Here is a 14447-nt window from a genome sequence, read left to right as displayed (position 1 = left end):
CGCGCACCGACGGCCGCGCTATTCCGTGGAGGGTATGAGCAAGCAGCCGCGGCGCGATTCGGCTATTCCCTGCCGGGAATCGCGCGGAATCGCCGCGCTCGCAAAACTCTGTCCCATGAGCAAGCAACTGAACGACACCGAACTGGCCCGCTTCGCCGAGCAGTTCGCCGCACTGTGGAACGAGTCGGACGCGGCGGCCAGGCGCAAGCAGATCCGCGAACTCTGGGCGCCCACCGCGACCCAGACCCTGGTCGACCCGCCGGTGGAGATGCGCGAGCAGGTCGAGAAACTGCAGTTCGCGCTGCCCGCGCTGGAGGTGCGCGGCCATGACGCGCTGGATCGCAGGGTGACCCGCGCGTTCGAGATGTTCATCGAGCCAGGCGAATACGCGTTCGCCGTGCCTGCCGCGACCCGGCTGCCCGCCGGACTCATCGGTGTGACCTGGACGATGGTGACGAAGGCCGACGGTTCGATCGCGGGCGGCGGTTTCGACGTCATCGGCCTCGATGACGAGGGACGCATCCTGACCGACCACCAGTTCATCGAGGGCGTGCGATGAGTGGCATCGCCTACCGGCTGGAGCCGAGGCATGACCTCGACGGCTTGACCACTGTGCCGCAAGAAGTTCCGCGGCCGGGGCCGAATCAGGTGGTGATCCGGGTCAGGGCGGCCTCGCTCAACCGGCGGGATCTGATGCTGATGGACGGCACCTATCCGCTGCCCGCCACACCGGGGATCGTCCCGCTTTCCGACGGTGTCGGCGAGGTGATCGCGGTCGGGGACAGCGTGACTCGGGCCGCGCTCGGCGACCGGGTGACCGGTACCTACTTCGTCCGGTGGATCGACGGACCGCAGCGGCTGCCTCAGGTGGTCGAGCAGTACGGCGCCACCTTCGACGGGATGCTCGCGACTTATGCGGTGCTCGAGCAGGATTCGGTGGTGCACGTGCCTGCGCACCTCACCGATATCGAAGCGGCCACGCTGACCTGCGCAGGCGTGGTCGCCTGGTCGGCGCTGACGAAGCCGGTGCCGGTGGCGCCCGGCGCGTCGGTGCTGACCGTCGGTAGCGGGACGGTCGCGCTGTTCGCCGTGCAGCACGCGAAAATGCTGGGTGCCAGGGTCATTTCGATCACCTCGAGTCCGGACAAGGCCGAGCGACTGCGCAAGCTCGGCGCGGACGAGGTCATCGACCGCACCGTGACCCCGAACTGGGACGCCGCAGTGCAGGAGCTCACCGAGGATCACGGCGTTGAACACGTGGTGGAGGCGGTCGGGCTGCCGACGCTGGCGACATCGGTGCGGTCCGCGGGCTACAACGCGATGATCACCATGATCGGCGCGACCGAGCTGCCGGAGGGTCAGCAGTTCGAGAATCCGTTTGTCGGGCCGTATCTCGCGATCCGTCGGATCGCCGTCGGCAGCAGGACCGACTTCGAGGCGATGAACCGGGCCATCACCGACCATCGGCTGCGACCGGTCATCGATCGCACTTTTCCGCTCGACGAGGCGGTGGCGGCCTACCGGCACTTCCGCGACGGCAACCCGTTCGGCAAGGTCGTTGTCACCATGCCGTGATCACGGGCAGGTGCTGAGTTCCCGTGCCATGACGTCCTTCTCGGCCTGAGTCACCCAGAGCGTGTAGGTCGCCTTGACCTGGATCTGCCTGGTCAGGTACGCGCAGCGGTAACCCTTGCTCGGCGGCAACCAGGTCGCGGCGTCGGAGTCGCTCTTGGACTGGTTGGTCGGCCCGTCGACGGCCTGCAGGTTCAGCGGATCGTTGGCCAGGTCGCGGCGGCGGTCGGCCGAAAGCTGCTGCGCGCCTTTCTGCCAGGCATCCGACAGCGCGATGACGTGGTCGATCTGCACATCGTCGGAGGTCTTCGGGCCGCGGACGAAGTGGATGGTCTTGCCGGTGTAGGGGTCGTTCAGGGTGCCGGTGGCGACGACACACTTGCTGTTGTCCTTGAAGGTCACCTCGGTCAGGTCCCGCTGCAGGATGTCGTTGCGGGTGTCGCACTTGTTGTGGCCACCGGGCACTGACACATCGTCGGACCAGGCGGGACCGAATTCCTCACGGCTGTAACCGGTTTTGGGTGCGCGCCCGGCGACCCGGAGCGTGTCGAGCAGTGTGAGCGCCTCGCGGCTCGGGACGCTGGCCGGTGCTTCGGCGCAGGCAGGCGCGGATCCGTTCGTGCACTGGGCGCTGGCCTTCGGGTTCTCGGCCCGATTGACGAGATAGTAAGAAGCTCCGATGAATGTCGCGATGGCCAACCCGATCAGGGCGATTCGCTGTGCTGTGAACTTCATCGAACTTCCTAACGCCAACCACCTGAACTATAACGGGCGACAACGTAACCGGAGGTCGACGTTATGGAAGTGATTGCCGGGTATGACGTTCCGCACAGCCAAGTGGGCTGGACATGACACCACCCCCGAGTCGCCGTGCCGGCGCCGACTCGGGGGTGGCGTGATCACGAGGGAGAGCGCCCGGCTTCGCGCGGCTACGCGGAGGGGTTGTCTAGTCCGATTCCGCACTGGCCGACGCCACAGGATTGATGAGGGAGATCCCGAGGTGTCGGGCCGCGCAGCGGGGCGGGCTCGCTCGTGATGATCAGGGGCGGATCGGAATTCGATCGGTGTCTGCCGAGAGTTGGTCCCGCGACTGGGGATTCGCCTCTCGCCTGTGCACCGTGTTTCTCCGTCTCGATCGCGCTGCTTGTTACGTATTAGGACAGTAGATAACGAGGCGCGGCCTTGGCAAGCCGATGGTCTTGATTCGGTCGTATTCTCAGGTTCATTTCAGACTGGCGGGTCATACGTACGGGTACCTACTAGATGTATACGGATATGCCGGGCGGTAGCGGGTTCGGCGACGTGTCTGCGAGACGTACGAGGTCGCTCAAAATGCATGACGAGCGTCACGTTCTCGCCGGTCACAACGGAGCGCATCGGTGTGTCCAACCGGGTGAAGGCAACAACGCCGGACCTCGAAAGGACAGATCATGGCTACCGTCGACGTTCTCGACTCGTTCCTCAGCTACCGCGACGCGGGCACCGGCGCGATCCCGGTGGTGTTCCTGCACGGCAACCCCACCTCGTCGCACCTGTGGCGCAACGTGATTCCGCACGTCACCGACCAGACCAGGGCGCTGGCACCCGATCTCATCGGCATGGGCGAGTCCGGCAAGCCCGATATCGGCTACCGGTTCGTCGACCACGCCCGCTACCTGGATGCGTGGTTCGACGCGCTCGGTCTGGACCAGGTGGTCATCGTCGGACACGACTGGGGCGGCGCGCTCGGCCTGGACTTCGCCGCCCGTCATCCCAGCCGGGTGCGCGGCATCGCCCTGGTCGAGACCTTCCTGCGGCCGATGCGCTGGGACGAACTCCCGCCGCTCGGCCAAGAGCTGTTCCAGAAGTTCCGTAGCGCAGAGGGGGAGCGAATGGTGCTGGCGGAGAATACGTTCATCGAATTCAACCTGCCCCACGGTGTGGTGAACCTGTCGCCCGAGGACCACGACGTCTACCGCGCGCCCTACCCGACCCCGGAATCCCGCAAGCCGATGTTGGTGTGGCCGCGCGAATTCCCGCTGGACGGGGTGCCCGAGGACGTAGTGGCGATCGTGCGGAACTACGGCGAGTGGGCGGCGCGGACGCCCGAGGTGCCCAAGCTGCTGATGGCGCTGGAGAACGGAATCGGCATGGGGTCGCCCGAGACGATCGACTGGGCAGCAACCACGTTCGCGAGCGCCGAGGTCGCGCCGATCGGGCCTGCCGGGCATCACGTGCCCGAGGACCGGCCGGACGAGATCGGGGTCGCGGTGGCGGGCTGGCTGCGCAAGCATGCGCTCCTCGATGCGTCGGTCGCAGCGTCCTGAGGCGGTCGTCGGCCGCGCGGTGTCGATCGGCTCGACCGACGCTGCCGCGGTGAACTGCCGCAAGCCGCCCGGACACATGCCGCGCCGGGCGGCTCGGCCGCGGCGAATTCACCTTGCACGAACCGACCGGTCATCGAAAGATGGCTGGATGAGTGTGGATGCGGTAGCGGGCGAGCAGGTCCTGGCCGAAGAGCGGGAACTGGTCGGGCGCGCGGTGGCGGGCGATCGCGACGCGATCGCCGATGTGGTGCGCCTGCTACAGGATCCGCTGTATCGGCTGGCGCTGCGCATGGTGTGGCGGCCCGCCGAAGCCGAGGACGCGACGCAGGAGATCCTGCTGCGGGTGCTCGGCCATCTCGGCACCTGGCGGGCCGAGGCGCGGCTGACCACCTGGGCGTATCGGATCGGCGTCAACTATCTGCTGAACCTGCAACGGCAAACACCGCAGGAGGCGGCGCAACTGAGCTTGGACACCTACCGCGAGGGCTTGGCCGACGGCCTTGCCGAGGAGGACTATCGCGGCCCGGAGGCGACGCTGCTCGCCACCGAGGTCCGGCTGAACTGCTCGCAGGCCATGCTGCAATGCCTGGCCCGCGACGAGCGTGTCGCGTTCGTGCTCGGCGATGTTTTCGAGATGACCTCCACCGACGCGGCCTGGATCCTCGACATCACCCCTGCGGCATATCGAAAGCGCTTGGAGCGCGCCAAGAAACGTCTCGGCACGTTTCTTACCTCGACCTGTGGCGTGGCCGATTCGAAGGCGTTCTGCCGATGCTCGCGTCGCGTCGACAAGGCGGTCGAACTGGGCCGGGTCGATCCGCGCAACCCGACCTTCGCCCGCCATCCGGTGACGCCGGGCGGCCGCACCGCCATCAAGGCCGAAGAGCAGATGATCCAGCTCCACGACGCGGCGGCAGTGCTCCGGTCCCACCCCGATTACGCTGCGCCGCAACAGAAAATGGACGCGATCGTAGGTCTGCTGAACTCAGGACGCTTCCCGCTCCTCGACTGAGCGCCAGTGCCTGCCGATCCGGCGGATACACAGAGACTCGCCACTATTCACAGGGGCCGCACCCTCTGTGAATAGTGGACAGGGTTTGTGGGACGCTGCGGTGCCGATGCGCGCAAACGGTTGACTGCGCGACGTGCGGCTAGGTTGCGGTCGCGGGGTGGAGGAGTGCGCCGGTCACGATGCCGCGGAGGGTATGGGTAGCGACCACTGCCCAGGCGCCGACGAGCATGGCGAACAGGGTGACCGCGACGATCGCGAAAAGGTCTGCCCCGGTGTGGGTATAGAGGACAGTACTGCCAGTAACGCAGGTGCCGACCGGGAAGGTGAAGCCCCACCAGGTCAGGTTGAAGCGCAATTCGCCTGCGCGGGCGGTCTTTACCGTGACGGCGAGCGCGAGCAGCAACCACAGCATGGCGAAGCCCCAGGTGACGATGCCGAAGATGACCGAGAAGACCAGCATGCCGGTGGCGTAGCTGCCCGGCAGCACGGACGGGGCCGCGGTGGCGAGAAGTCCTGCGGCGGTGACCGATTGGCCGAGCGGGCCGAGCACGATCCACAGCGTGGGGACCATGCCCGCCGGGGGAGTGCCGTGATGCACGAGGCGGGACCAGATCATCGCGATGATGATCAGCGCCGCGAACAGGCTGAGACCGAACATGGCGAAGCAGAGCACAAGCATGGTCAGTCGTGGCTGGCCCGCAGGGGTGTGCGGGATGAGCAACGCGCCCATGGTCGCCGACACCATCGGCGGCACCACCGGCATCAGCCAGCCACCGAAGGCGGCGTCGGGCGCGACCCGGTGCCGGGTGAACATCCGGTAGGGGATGGCGAAGGCGGTCAGCAGGCCGAGTGCGGTGCCCGCGGTCCAGAGCACCCAGTCGATCGCGACCGCGGCGGGCGTCCCGAGCACGTCGCTGCCGAGCAGCAGGGTGCCGCCGCCGACGGTCAGCAGCGCCATCGGCGGTGCGCCGAAGAACTGCGACATCACCGGGTGCTCGCGATGGTCGCGGGCGGTGTCGGCGAACCGGATTCGATGCGCGAGCCATGCCACGCTCACCGCGACAAGCACGGCAGCGGCCAGCACCCAGATGACGGTGGCCGCGCCGCGCAGTCCGGGAAATTGCAGCGGCAGGGTGACCGCGGCGTTGGCGACGATGCCGGTGCCCATCACCGCGGCGAACCAGTTCGGCCCGAGGTGCCGCAGGGAGCTCTGCTCGTCGTTGCGCTGGGCGCGGTGCTCGTTGCTGCGCAGGGCGAGGTGTTCGTCATTGCGCAGGGCGCGGCGCTCGTTGTTGCGCTGGGCGCGGCGCGCGTTCTCACCATGGGCGCGCTGCTCATGATTGCCGGGAACGCGGCGCTCCTCAGCGCGCTGAACCCGGGACTCGGCGGGGTGGTCGACCTCGCCGACCTGACGCCGCGATGCGGCGGGTTCGAAGGTCACGGTGGCGGTCATGTCTCCAGCGTCGCCGCAACTTGTCGTGTCAGGTAGCGGGCACATTCCTATGCATGCATAGACTCGTTCTATGCCGTTGTCGCCGCGTGTCCCCGACCTGTCCGCGCTCGACCTGCTGCTTTCGGTCATCGAGCTGGGCAGCCTCGGTCGCGCGGCACAGGCACACGGCATCAGCCAGCCCTCGGCGTCCTCGCGGATCCGGTACCTGGAGAAGCTCGTCGGGATGCCGGTGCTCGAGCGCACCACCCTCGGTTCCCGCCCGACCGCGGCCGGGTCGCTGATCGCCGAGTGGGCACGCGGTGTGGTGCACGCGGCCGAACAGCTCGACGCGGGCATCGACACGCTGCGCGCACAGCGGCACTCGCAGCTGCGCGTCGCGGCAAGCCAAACCATCGCCGAGTACCTGTTCCCCGGGTGGCTGATGCAGTTGCGCGCCGCCGCGCCCGGCACCGCTCTCGCGCTGGAGTCCGGCAACTCCGTTGAGGTCGCCAAGGCTGTGCTCGACCGGAAGGCCGCGATCGGATTCATCGAAAGCCCGCAGCATTTCCCGGGATTGGCGGCGCATCAGGTCGCGCGCGACCGGCTCGTCGTCGTGGTGGCGCCCTCGCATCGCTGGGCCCGCCGCGGCACCGTCACCCTGGACGAACTCGCGGAAACCCCACTGATTCAACGAGAATCCGGCTCGGGCACCCGCACCTGGTTCGAGAACGCGGTCACTCGCGTGCGCAAGGGCTGGTCACCCGAGGTGGCGCTGGAACTGTCCTCCACCACCGCCATCAAGACCGCCGTCGCCTCGGGTGCGGGCCCTGCCGTGCTCAGTTCACTGGCCGTCGCGCCCGAAATCGCTGCGGGCACCCTGGTTTCGCCGACGGTCACCGGCCTCGACCTGGAGCGCGTCCTTCGCGCCGTCTGGCCGACGGGCGATCGACTGACCGGTCCGGCCCACGACCTATACGCCATCGCCCGCCGCGACACCACCTGACCTGTGGCAGGACGGTGGGTCGTGGCGGGCGAGCTCAAGAGTCGACCGGCTGGGCGGTCGGCGGAATCCCGGTGTCCAGGAACCGGATCAGCCTGTCGATACGAGCGGTGTGATCCATGCAGCGTTCCAGATGATTCGCGAGCAGCGCGATATCGATGGCCGTTGTGGTCGGCTGCGCCACCGTGGGGTCGGCGAGCACCGTATGCAGTTGCTGGTGCAGGGCATCCATCGCGGTGACCCCGGAATCCTGCTCGCTGAGCTGTTCCTGATGACCGGTGGCGACGGCTTGGCCGCTGAGCGCGGTGTGGTGCGCCGCGAGCCTGCCCATCGCCGCGAGGATCTCCAGAATGGTCTGCGGGGCAACATGTCCCGGATGACTCTGGTACACCTGCTCGGCGACCCGGCTGACCAGCCCACTGATCCGGGACAGCTCGGTCGCGATCTGAATGGCGGTGACCACGTGCCGCAGATCGCGCGCCACCGGCGCCTGCAACGCGAGCAGCACGACGGTGCGTGCCTCGCACGCGCCGTACATCGTCTGTAGTCGTTCGTCGAGCGCGAAAACCTCGTAGGTGGCCGTGAGATCGGCGCCGATGAGCGCCTCGGTCACCCGTTCGGCCGCGTCGTGGGTGAGCCTGCACATCAACGTCAGGTCATTGGTCAACGCGACGAGCTCGCGAGTGAACTGGGTGCGCACGCGCAAATTCTCGCCTATATCCCCGTGTCCAGACCCATGAATCCCCTCCTGGTCACCGAAATGACTACGCATATGATGCCGAATCCGCTTCGATGGCCGAGAATATGGAGGCATTGGACCGCAGCTGGCAGGATTGTGTAGTGAAGCGCGATGTCTCGGCCCAGCTCGAGGTGGCGATCACCGCGCCGACCACCTTGGAGTTCCAGATCGCCGTGGCCAGGCAGTCGAATCTGGAGTTGACCGAATCCCTGGTGTTCGACCTCGACGGCTGGACCGTCACCCCGTGGGAGATCACCGGTCCGCACGGCACCAGGATTCACAAATTCTCCGTCGGCACAGGCACTTTGCGCGCGAACTACAGCGCGACCGTGCTCGGTGCCGCGCCACCGCAGACGCCGTCGGACTACGATCTCGCGCTCTATCTACGGCCGAGCCGGTTTGCCGAGTCGGACAAGTTGCTCGGCTTCGCCGCCACCGAATTCGGTTCCGGCCCACCGGATGCCGAGCTCGCCGCCAGGGTGTCGGCGTGGGTCGGGCGCCGGCTCCGCTACGTCGCGGGCAGCAGCGACCCCATCGACGGTGCGGTGGAGACGCTGCTGTCCGGTGCCGGCGTGTGCCGTGACTTCACCCATCTGGTCGTCGCGTTGCTTCGCGCGGTCAAAGTGCCTGCGCGGGTGGTATCGGTGTACGCGCCGGGCTGCTCGCCGATGGACTTCCACGCGGTGGCCGAGGCTTATGTCGACGGCAGCTGGCGCGCGCTCGACGCCACCGGCCTGGCCCCGCGTTCGACGCTGGTCCGGATCGCCACCGGCCGCGACGCCTCCGACGTGGCGTTCCTGGACAACCACGGCGGCGAGATCATCGTGAACAGCCTGCGGGTGACCGCGTTCGTCGAGGGCTATCTGCCCTACGACGACCACGTCACCCCAGTCTCGCTCGGCTGAGCCGGATTTCAGGAGTTGTTCTTCAGGAACGACACCGCGTTCACGGCGCCCGCCACCGCGATGTCGAGCTTGCCGTCACCGTCGTAGTCGGCGAGCGCCGGCGTCTGCGGGGCCAAGGTGACCTCGAAATCGCCGGTCTTGGTGACGGTCGTCCCGTTGCCCTGGAAGATCACCATCCGCGAGCTGACCACCGCGGACATCGCGGCGTCCAGCTTGCCGTCCTTGTCGAAATCGCCGACCGCGATGCTGGTCGGGCCGAGTCCGGACAGCGGGATCCGATCGGTCTTCTTGAATCCGCCCTGCCCGTCGGAATGCAGCAGCGTGGTGCTGAGCGAGAACGAATCGGCGGTGATCACATCGTCGATGCCGTCGCCGTCGAAATCGCCTGCGCGGATGTCCTCGGTGATCAATCCCGAGGTGCTCGCGCCGCGCCGGGTGAAGGAGCCGTCCCCGTCGCCGGTGAAGACCTGCACCTGTTGCAGCACATCGTTGTTGATCGCGATATCGATCTTGTTGTCCGCGTTGAACTTTCCGACCGTGAAGGCGGCCGCGACGCCAGGGATCGAGCTGACCGGCCCGCCGTCGAGGCTGCCGTCGCCCTTGCCGAACCAGGTCTGCACGCCGGTGGGCACCAGCGCGAGCACGTCGGCCTTGCCGTCCCCGTTGGCGTCGGCGACGATCACCTCTTGCTGTGCGCCTTCGAGCACCGTGTACTTCTTCGGCGCGCCGAAGGTGCCGTTGCCGTTGTTGAGGAACGTCGCGATCGTCGTCCACGCCTGCGCGACGACATCCGGCTTGCCGTCGCCGTTCAGGTCGCCGACGCCGATCGCGCCGAACCCGTTGCCGACATTGCCGACCCTGGTCCCGGTGTTGAAGCGACCGTTCCCCTGCCCGGTCATCAGCACCGGCCCTGCCCCTTGGAAATCGGCGGCGACGACATCGGCCTTACCGTCCCCGTTGAAGTCGGCGGTGACCATGCCGATCGGTGACGGGCCAGGTCCCCATGACGGAAATTGGCCGCCGGAGGGCGAATCCACCTTCGGCGCGAAGGTGATCGTGCCTGCGGCGTGCGCGGCGATCGGGGTGATCAGACAGAGGGTGGCAGCGGTCGCGGCGAGAACCAGGCCGCGCGGACGAAGGCGAGAAGCGTTCATGAATTGTCCCGGTGTGCTGAGAGGTATTGCAGGGCCCGGACTTTATGGCGTGCTTCACACACATACCGCGATAACTATGACTATTTGTCGGATTGCCTACCGCGAAGACAATTCGGTGCAGCAGTGTGCCAACCGTGAATTCGGCACTATGTCGAAGACATAGCCGCGTGACATGACGCAGTGCCCAGCCGACACTCGGACTTCATGGCTCGACGCACACCCGGGCTGCTGTGGCTAGAACAGGTCGAGTCGCCTTAAACGCTGTGCCGCGTCCTCGGATTGGCGAAGGCCGGCGTTGTAGGCGGCGGGTTGGCGGGTGAGGTCGAAACTGTCGGCGCCGCAGGCGGCAATCGCGGCGCTGTCGGGTACGAGGGTCACAGCGGTGGCGCGACCGAGATCCTGATCGGTCGGCAGGTGCGGGAATTCATCGGCCACAGCTTCGATGATGATGATCAGGTCCGCGGCTGCGGCCAGGTGCGCATTGATCGAGGAACCGACGCCACCGTCGATGTAGCAGTGGTTGTCGATCGGAATCGGGGGAAGCAGGCCAGGTACCGAGGTGCTGGCTGCCATGGCTTCGGGTAGCGACGCCGCTCCGTCGCGTGTCCAGCCGTGCAGTGCGCCGGTGTCGATGTCGATGGCGGTGATCACGAGATCCCGTTGTGGCCATCGTGCGGTTCCGGTCAATGCGCGCATGCGGGCAACGTGTTGGTGCGGATCTCCGCTCGCGGCCGCCACCGCCTTCGCGCCGATCTTGCGCCGCGCCTGGGTCAGATCCAGGCCCGGTTCCCCGAGCACAGCCAGTGCGTCGGCGGTGACCTGCGGATCAGCCGGTGGCGCAGGCGAAGCGTCCGGACCAAGCAACCACATCACATCACCCTGCGTGGTCAGCATGGCCGCAACGAGTGCGCCGCCCGAGGTGCCGACTATCTGGTCGGCCTCGCCCAGGTGTACGCCACGGTCGGCCAGCCCGTGCACCAGCCCGACCAGCCACCCCATCCGCACCAGCCCGGTGCCGCCGAGCACCAGCGCGATTCGTCGAGGCGCGGCCGAGGAGGTCTCGATCATGGCCATCATCTTGTCGCGATCTCGATCTGCCTCAGTCGTGACACGCGCGGCTGGTCGAGGCCACCGCGATCCCGGTCCGCGGTGCCACCTGGGTGATGGGCATGGCCAGCTGGTTCGAGCTCGCGGACTTTCCTGACGAGGACAGCCTCGTCCGGGCGGGCCGAGCCAATGATCGCTGGCTGAACGAAACGGGCAAATCGCCCGGCGGCACTCGTCTGACCTGGATGCGAAGGGTTAGCTGTAACGATGGATCCCATGATCCGTGTGTTGACCGACCGCTGGACCGTTGTTGTTCCTCTGCTCGCTGCAGTCGCCCTGGCGCTCACCTGGGGGCGAAGTTTGTCGGGAGTCGCGGTGGTGTTGGTGGCCGCCGCACTGATCGGCGCGGTGCTCGCGGCGGTCTATCACGCGGAGGTGGTCGCGCACCGGGTCGGCGAGCCGTTCGGGTCGCTGGTGCTCGCGGTCGCGGTGACCATCATCGAGGTCGCGCTCATCGTCACGTTGATGATCTCCGGTGGTGAGAAGGCGGCGTCGCTGGCCCGTGACACCGTTTTCGCGGCGGTGATGATCACCTGCAACGGCATCTTCGGACTCGCGCTGCTGGTCGGCGCGTTACGCAGACGGGTAGCGGTGTTCAACGCGGAGGGCACCGGTGCCGCGCTGGCCACCGTCGCGACCCTGGCGACGCTGAGTCTCGTGCTGCCGACCTTCACCACCAGCGCGTCCGGACCGGAGTTCTCGCCTGCCCAATTGGTCTTCGCCGCGGTCGCCTCGCTCGCGCTTTACGGCTTGTTCGTCATGGTGCAGACGGTGCGTCATCCGGACGACTTCTTGCCCGTCGAGGGTGATGGCGTGGTCGCCGACGATGACGACCACGATGATTCGCCGACCGCCAAGGCTGCCGTGGTGAGCCTGGCGTTGCTGTTCGTCGCGCTGGTGTGTGTGGTCGGGCTCGCCAAGGTCGTGTCCCCGTCCATCGAGTCCGCCGTCGCCTCGGCGGGGCTACCGCCCTCTGCCGTCGGCGTGGTGATCGCGCTGCTGGTGCTGCTGCCGGAGACCCTGGCCGCGGTGCGGGCCGCGCGGCGGGATCGGGTGCAGATCAGCCTCAATCTCGCGCTGGGTTCGGCGATGGCGAGCATCGGGTTGACCATCCCGGCGATCGCTGTAGCAACCATCTGGCTAGACGGTCCGCTGGTGCTCGGCCTCGGCGCCACCCAAATGGTGCTGCTCGGGCTTACAGTCGTTGTCGGCGTACTCACGGTTGTTCCCGGCCGGGCGACGCTATTGCAGGGCGGTGTCCATTTGGCCCTGTTCTCGGCTTTTGTGTTCCTCGCCGCTAGTCCCTAAGCGAAGTGATTCGGATCACGCATCAGTCGCCAGGATGGCAAGGATCGTTTTTTAGTGGCGAGGGTCACAGCCCTCCGATTTTGTTGTGACCTAGCGTAACGATTAGCTTGCAATTAGTTGGCATTGATTGCCGGGATGCGGAGAGTGCGCCATGAACTTCGACACACAAAGTGCCGCAGGCGCGGCCAGAGGGCATCGGCAATGACGCCGGACACACGAAAAGTCGACGAGTCCGCGGCCTCGGTCGTTCGCAAGAATTTCTCGGACACCATCGTGTCCTCGCTGCGGACCTTCGGCAGGGCGGTCGGCATTGCCCACGAATCCGTCGTCGGTGGTTTCACCGATCTCCTTCGCGGCCAGTTCCAGTGGCGTGAGGCGCTGCTGCAGGCCTGGCGACTGGTGACCGTCACGGCCATTCCGGCGATCCTGATGGCGATCCCGTTCGGCGTGATCGTCTCGGTCCAGGTCGGCAACCTGATCCACACCCTCGGCGCGGACTCGCTGCTCGGCGCGACCGGCGGCCTCGGCGTCATCAAGCAGGGCGCGCCGATCGCCACCGGCTTCCTGCTCGGCGGCGCAGGCTCGGCGGCCATCGCGGCCGACCTCGGCGCGCGCACCATCCGCGAGGAGATCGACGCGCTGGAAACCATGGGCATCAGCCCGGTGCATCGTCTGGTGATCCCGCGGATGGCCGCGATGCTCGTCGTCGCGCCGCTGCTGAACATCCTGATCATCTTCGTCGGCGTGCTGTCCGGCTATGCGGTCGCGATCGCCGGCCTCGGTGTCACGCCGGGCAGCTACTGGGCGACCTTCGGATCGTTCACCACGCCCGCCGACGTGTGGGTGTCCCTGCTGAAGGCGATCATCTTCGGGTTCCTTGTCGCCGTCATCGCCTGCCAACGCGGGCTGGAGGCCAAGGGCGGCCCGCGCGGCGTCGCCGACGCGGTGAACGCGGCGGTGGTGCTCTCGGTGATGTCGATCGTCGTCGTGAACCTGGTTGCCGCCCAGGTCACCGCGATGTTCCTACCGACGAAGCTGGCGTGATATGGCAACGTCATACGCGCCCAAGGGATTTGCTTGGATCAAGCGCTACGCGCGCCGGGGCAGCGTGCTGGTGCGCGGCGCCGAATCATTCGGTTTCGTCGCGGTGTTCGTGTGGCAGGTGCTCTCGGCGATTCCGTTGACGCTCAAGCGGTATCGCGGCGAGACCATGCGGGCGATCTCCGACATGACCTGGGGCCGCGGCTCGGTCATCGTCGGCGGCGGCACGGTGCCGATGATGGGCGTGCTCGGTCTGGTGATGGGCGCGTCGGTCGCCGTCGAAGCCTTCGCCACCCTGGACACTCTCGGCATGGGGCCGGTGACCGGCCTCGTCTCGGCCTACGCGACCACCCGCGAGCTGGCGCCGATCGCGGCGGCGATCGGGTTCGCCGCCCAGGCGGGCTGCCGGATCACCGCGGAGATCGGCTCGATGCGCATCTCCGAGGAGATCGACGCGATCGAGGCGCTCGGCCTGCGCTCGGTGCCCTTCGTGGTGACCACCAGGGTGGTCGCGGGCGCGCTCGCCATCGTGCCGACGTTCTTGATCGCGCTGATCCTGAGTTACGCGGCATGCCGCGGGTTGATCACGCTGGTGCATGGTCAGTCCGCCGGCGTCTACGACCATTACTTCTTCCAGTTCGTCTCCGGCTTCGACGTGATCGCCTCGGTGATCAAGGTGGCCATCTTCGGAACGGTAGTGATCCTGGTGCACAGCTATTACGGGTTCTTCGCCACCGGCGGGCCGGAGGGTGTCGGCATCGCATCGGGGCGCGCGGTCCGCGCCAGCTCCGTCGCGATCATCGCGATCGACATGGTGCTGTCCATCGCCCTGTGGGGCTTCAATTCGGCGATCAGTTTTACGGGGTAGCGG

General features: G+C 67.1%; 14 protein-coding genes. 9 read left to right on the top strand and 5 right to left on the bottom strand.

Going from position 1 to position 14447, the window contains the following annotated elements; translation table 11 throughout:
- The first annotated feature begins 115 nt into the window (after positions 1 to 115).
- Together ACGFNJ_RS15560 and ACGFNJ_RS15555 are read left to right on the top strand one after the other, a co-directional pair.
- Positions 116 to 559 carry a hypothetical protein gene (locus tag ACGFNJ_RS15560; protein WP_393447685.1) on the top strand — a complete coding sequence of 148 codons (444 nt, stop codon included), beginning with the start codon at positions 116 to 118 and terminating at the stop codon, positions 557 to 559.
- Positions 556 to 1575, top strand: coding sequence for an NAD(P)-dependent alcohol dehydrogenase (locus ACGFNJ_RS15555; protein WP_393447683.1), 1020 nt, complete (start codon positions 556 to 558; stop codon positions 1573 to 1575). The genes ACGFNJ_RS15560 and ACGFNJ_RS15555 overlap by 4 nt, the downstream gene beginning before the upstream one ends.
- Here the strand turns inward: ACGFNJ_RS15555 and ACGFNJ_RS15550 are convergent, their stop codons facing one another.
- Positions 1576 to 2307 (bottom strand): HNH endonuclease family protein, encoded by a 732-nt coding sequence (locus ACGFNJ_RS15550; protein WP_393447681.1) that lies wholly within the window; start codon positions 2305 to 2307, stop codon positions 1576 to 1578. It abuts the gene before it with no gap.
- 695 nt (positions 2308 to 3002) lie between these two features.
- Here ACGFNJ_RS15550 and ACGFNJ_RS15545 point away from each other — a divergent pair.
- Both ACGFNJ_RS15545 and ACGFNJ_RS15540 read left to right on the top strand, forming a co-directional pair.
- Entirely contained in the window at positions 3003 to 3878 is an 876-nt protein-coding gene (locus tag ACGFNJ_RS15545; protein ID WP_393447679.1) for a haloalkane dehalogenase, read from the top strand.
- Between the two features lie 148 nt (positions 3879 to 4026).
- Positions 4027 to 4890: an RNA polymerase sigma factor gene (locus ACGFNJ_RS15540; RefSeq protein ID WP_393447677.1), complete on the top strand. Its 864-nt coding sequence runs from the start codon at positions 4027 to 4029 to the stop codon at positions 4888 to 4890.
- A 139-nt stretch (positions 4891 to 5029) separates the two neighbouring features.
- Here ACGFNJ_RS15540 and ACGFNJ_RS15535 read toward each other — a convergent pair whose 3' ends face one another.
- On the bottom strand, positions 5030 to 6343 hold the full coding sequence (locus ACGFNJ_RS15535; protein ID WP_393447675.1) for a TDT family transporter: 1314 nt from the start codon (positions 6341 to 6343) through the stop codon (positions 5030 to 5032).
- A 70-nt stretch (positions 6344 to 6413) separates the two neighbouring features.
- Here ACGFNJ_RS15535 and ACGFNJ_RS15530 point away from each other — a divergent pair, with 70 nt between their 5' ends.
- The gene (locus tag ACGFNJ_RS15530) at positions 6414 to 7325 is read left to right on the top strand and encodes a LysR family transcriptional regulator (protein WP_393447673.1); all 912 of its coding nucleotides are present in this window, start codon (positions 6414 to 6416) and stop codon (positions 7323 to 7325) included.
- A 34-nt stretch (positions 7326 to 7359) separates the two neighbouring features.
- On the opposite strand, the gene ACGFNJ_RS15525 is transcribed toward ACGFNJ_RS15530, so the two are convergent.
- Complete coding sequence (locus tag ACGFNJ_RS15525; protein ID WP_393447671.1) at positions 7360 to 8022, bottom strand: phosphate uptake regulator PhoU; 663 nt, start codon at positions 8020 to 8022, stop codon at positions 7360 to 7362.
- A 140-nt stretch (positions 8023 to 8162) separates the two neighbouring features.
- Here ACGFNJ_RS15525 and ACGFNJ_RS15520 point away from each other — a divergent pair, with 140 nt between their 5' ends.
- Entirely contained in the window at positions 8163 to 8966 is an 804-nt protein-coding gene (locus ACGFNJ_RS15520) for a transglutaminase family protein (RefSeq protein ID WP_393447669.1), read from the top strand.
- Positions 8967 to 8974: 8 nt separating this feature from the next.
- Here the strand turns inward: ACGFNJ_RS15520 and ACGFNJ_RS15515 are convergent, their stop codons facing one another.
- Both ACGFNJ_RS15515 and ACGFNJ_RS15510 read right to left on the bottom strand, forming a co-directional pair.
- Positions 8975 to 10120 carry an FG-GAP repeat domain-containing protein gene (locus tag ACGFNJ_RS15515; protein ID WP_393447667.1) on the bottom strand — a complete coding sequence of 382 codons (1146 nt, stop codon included), beginning with the start codon at positions 10118 to 10120 and terminating at the stop codon, positions 8975 to 8977.
- A 234-nt stretch (positions 10121 to 10354) separates the two neighbouring features.
- The gene (locus ACGFNJ_RS15510) at positions 10355 to 11188 is read right to left on the bottom strand and encodes a patatin-like phospholipase family protein (RefSeq protein ID WP_393447665.1); all 834 of its coding nucleotides are present in this window, start codon (positions 11186 to 11188) and stop codon (positions 10355 to 10357) included.
- A 255-nt stretch (positions 11189 to 11443) separates the two neighbouring features.
- Between ACGFNJ_RS15510 and ACGFNJ_RS15505 the strand changes: the two genes are divergently transcribed.
- From ACGFNJ_RS15505 to ACGFNJ_RS15495, 3 genes are all read left to right on the top strand, one after another.
- On the top strand, positions 11444 to 12535 hold the full coding sequence (locus tag ACGFNJ_RS15505) for a calcium:proton antiporter (RefSeq protein ID WP_393447663.1): 1092 nt from the start codon (positions 11444 to 11446) through the stop codon (positions 12533 to 12535).
- Between the two features lie 201 nt (positions 12536 to 12736).
- Positions 12737 to 13579: an ABC transporter permease gene (locus tag ACGFNJ_RS15500; RefSeq protein WP_393447661.1), complete on the top strand. Its 843-nt coding sequence runs from the start codon at positions 12737 to 12739 to the stop codon at positions 13577 to 13579.
- Position 13580: 1 nt separating this feature from the next.
- On the top strand, positions 13581 to 14444 hold the full coding sequence (locus ACGFNJ_RS15495; RefSeq protein ID WP_393447659.1) for an MlaE family ABC transporter permease: 864 nt from the start codon (positions 13581 to 13583) through the stop codon (positions 14442 to 14444).
- Positions 14445 to 14447 lie beyond the last annotated feature (3 nt).

This window comes from Nocardia sp. NPDC049149, assembly GCF_043197455.1.
Lineage (GTDB): Bacteria > Actinomycetota > Actinomycetes > Mycobacteriales > Mycobacteriaceae > Nocardia.
The sequence above is the reverse complement of the archived record's forward strand: the minus strand, read 5'-3'. Positions and strand labels throughout refer to the sequence as shown.

Bases quoted from the DNA above. Each gene is read 5' to 3' on its own strand.
- ACGFNJ_RS15560 (WP_393447685.1), top strand. From the start codon at position 116: ATGAGCAAGCAACTGAACGACACCGAACTGGCCCGCTTCGCCGAGCAG.
- ACGFNJ_RS15555 (WP_393447683.1), top strand. From the start codon at position 556: ATGAGTGGCATCGCCTACCGGCTGGAGCCGAGGCATGACCTCGACGGC.
- ACGFNJ_RS15550 (WP_393447681.1), bottom strand. From the start codon at position 2,307: ATGAAGTTCACAGCACAGCGAATCGCCCTGATCGGGTTGGCCATCGCG.
- ACGFNJ_RS15545 (WP_393447679.1), top strand. From the start codon at position 3,003: ATGGCTACCGTCGACGTTCTCGACTCGTTCCTCAGCTACCGCGACGCG.
- ACGFNJ_RS15540 (WP_393447677.1), top strand. From the start codon at position 4,027: ATGAGTGTGGATGCGGTAGCGGGCGAGCAGGTCCTGGCCGAAGAGCGG.
- ACGFNJ_RS15535 (WP_393447675.1), bottom strand. From the start codon at position 6,343: ATGACCGCCACCGTGACCTTCGAACCCGCCGCATCGCGGCGTCAGGTC.
- ACGFNJ_RS15530 (WP_393447673.1), top strand. From the start codon at position 6,414: ATGCCGTTGTCGCCGCGTGTCCCCGACCTGTCCGCGCTCGACCTGCTG.
- ACGFNJ_RS15515 (WP_393447667.1), bottom strand. From the start codon at position 10,120: ATGAACGCTTCTCGCCTTCGTCCGCGCGGCCTGGTTCTCGCCGCGACC.
- ACGFNJ_RS15510 (WP_393447665.1), bottom strand. From the start codon at position 11,188: ATGATCGAGACCTCCTCGGCCGCGCCTCGACGAATCGCGCTGGTGCTC.
- ACGFNJ_RS15505 (WP_393447663.1), top strand. From the start codon at position 11,444: ATGATCCGTGTGTTGACCGACCGCTGGACCGTTGTTGTTCCTCTGCTC.
- ACGFNJ_RS15500 (WP_393447661.1), top strand. From the start codon at position 12,737: ATGACGCCGGACACACGAAAAGTCGACGAGTCCGCGGCCTCGGTCGTT.
- ACGFNJ_RS15495 (WP_393447659.1), top strand. From the start codon at position 13,581: ATGGCAACGTCATACGCGCCCAAGGGATTTGCTTGGATCAAGCGCTAC.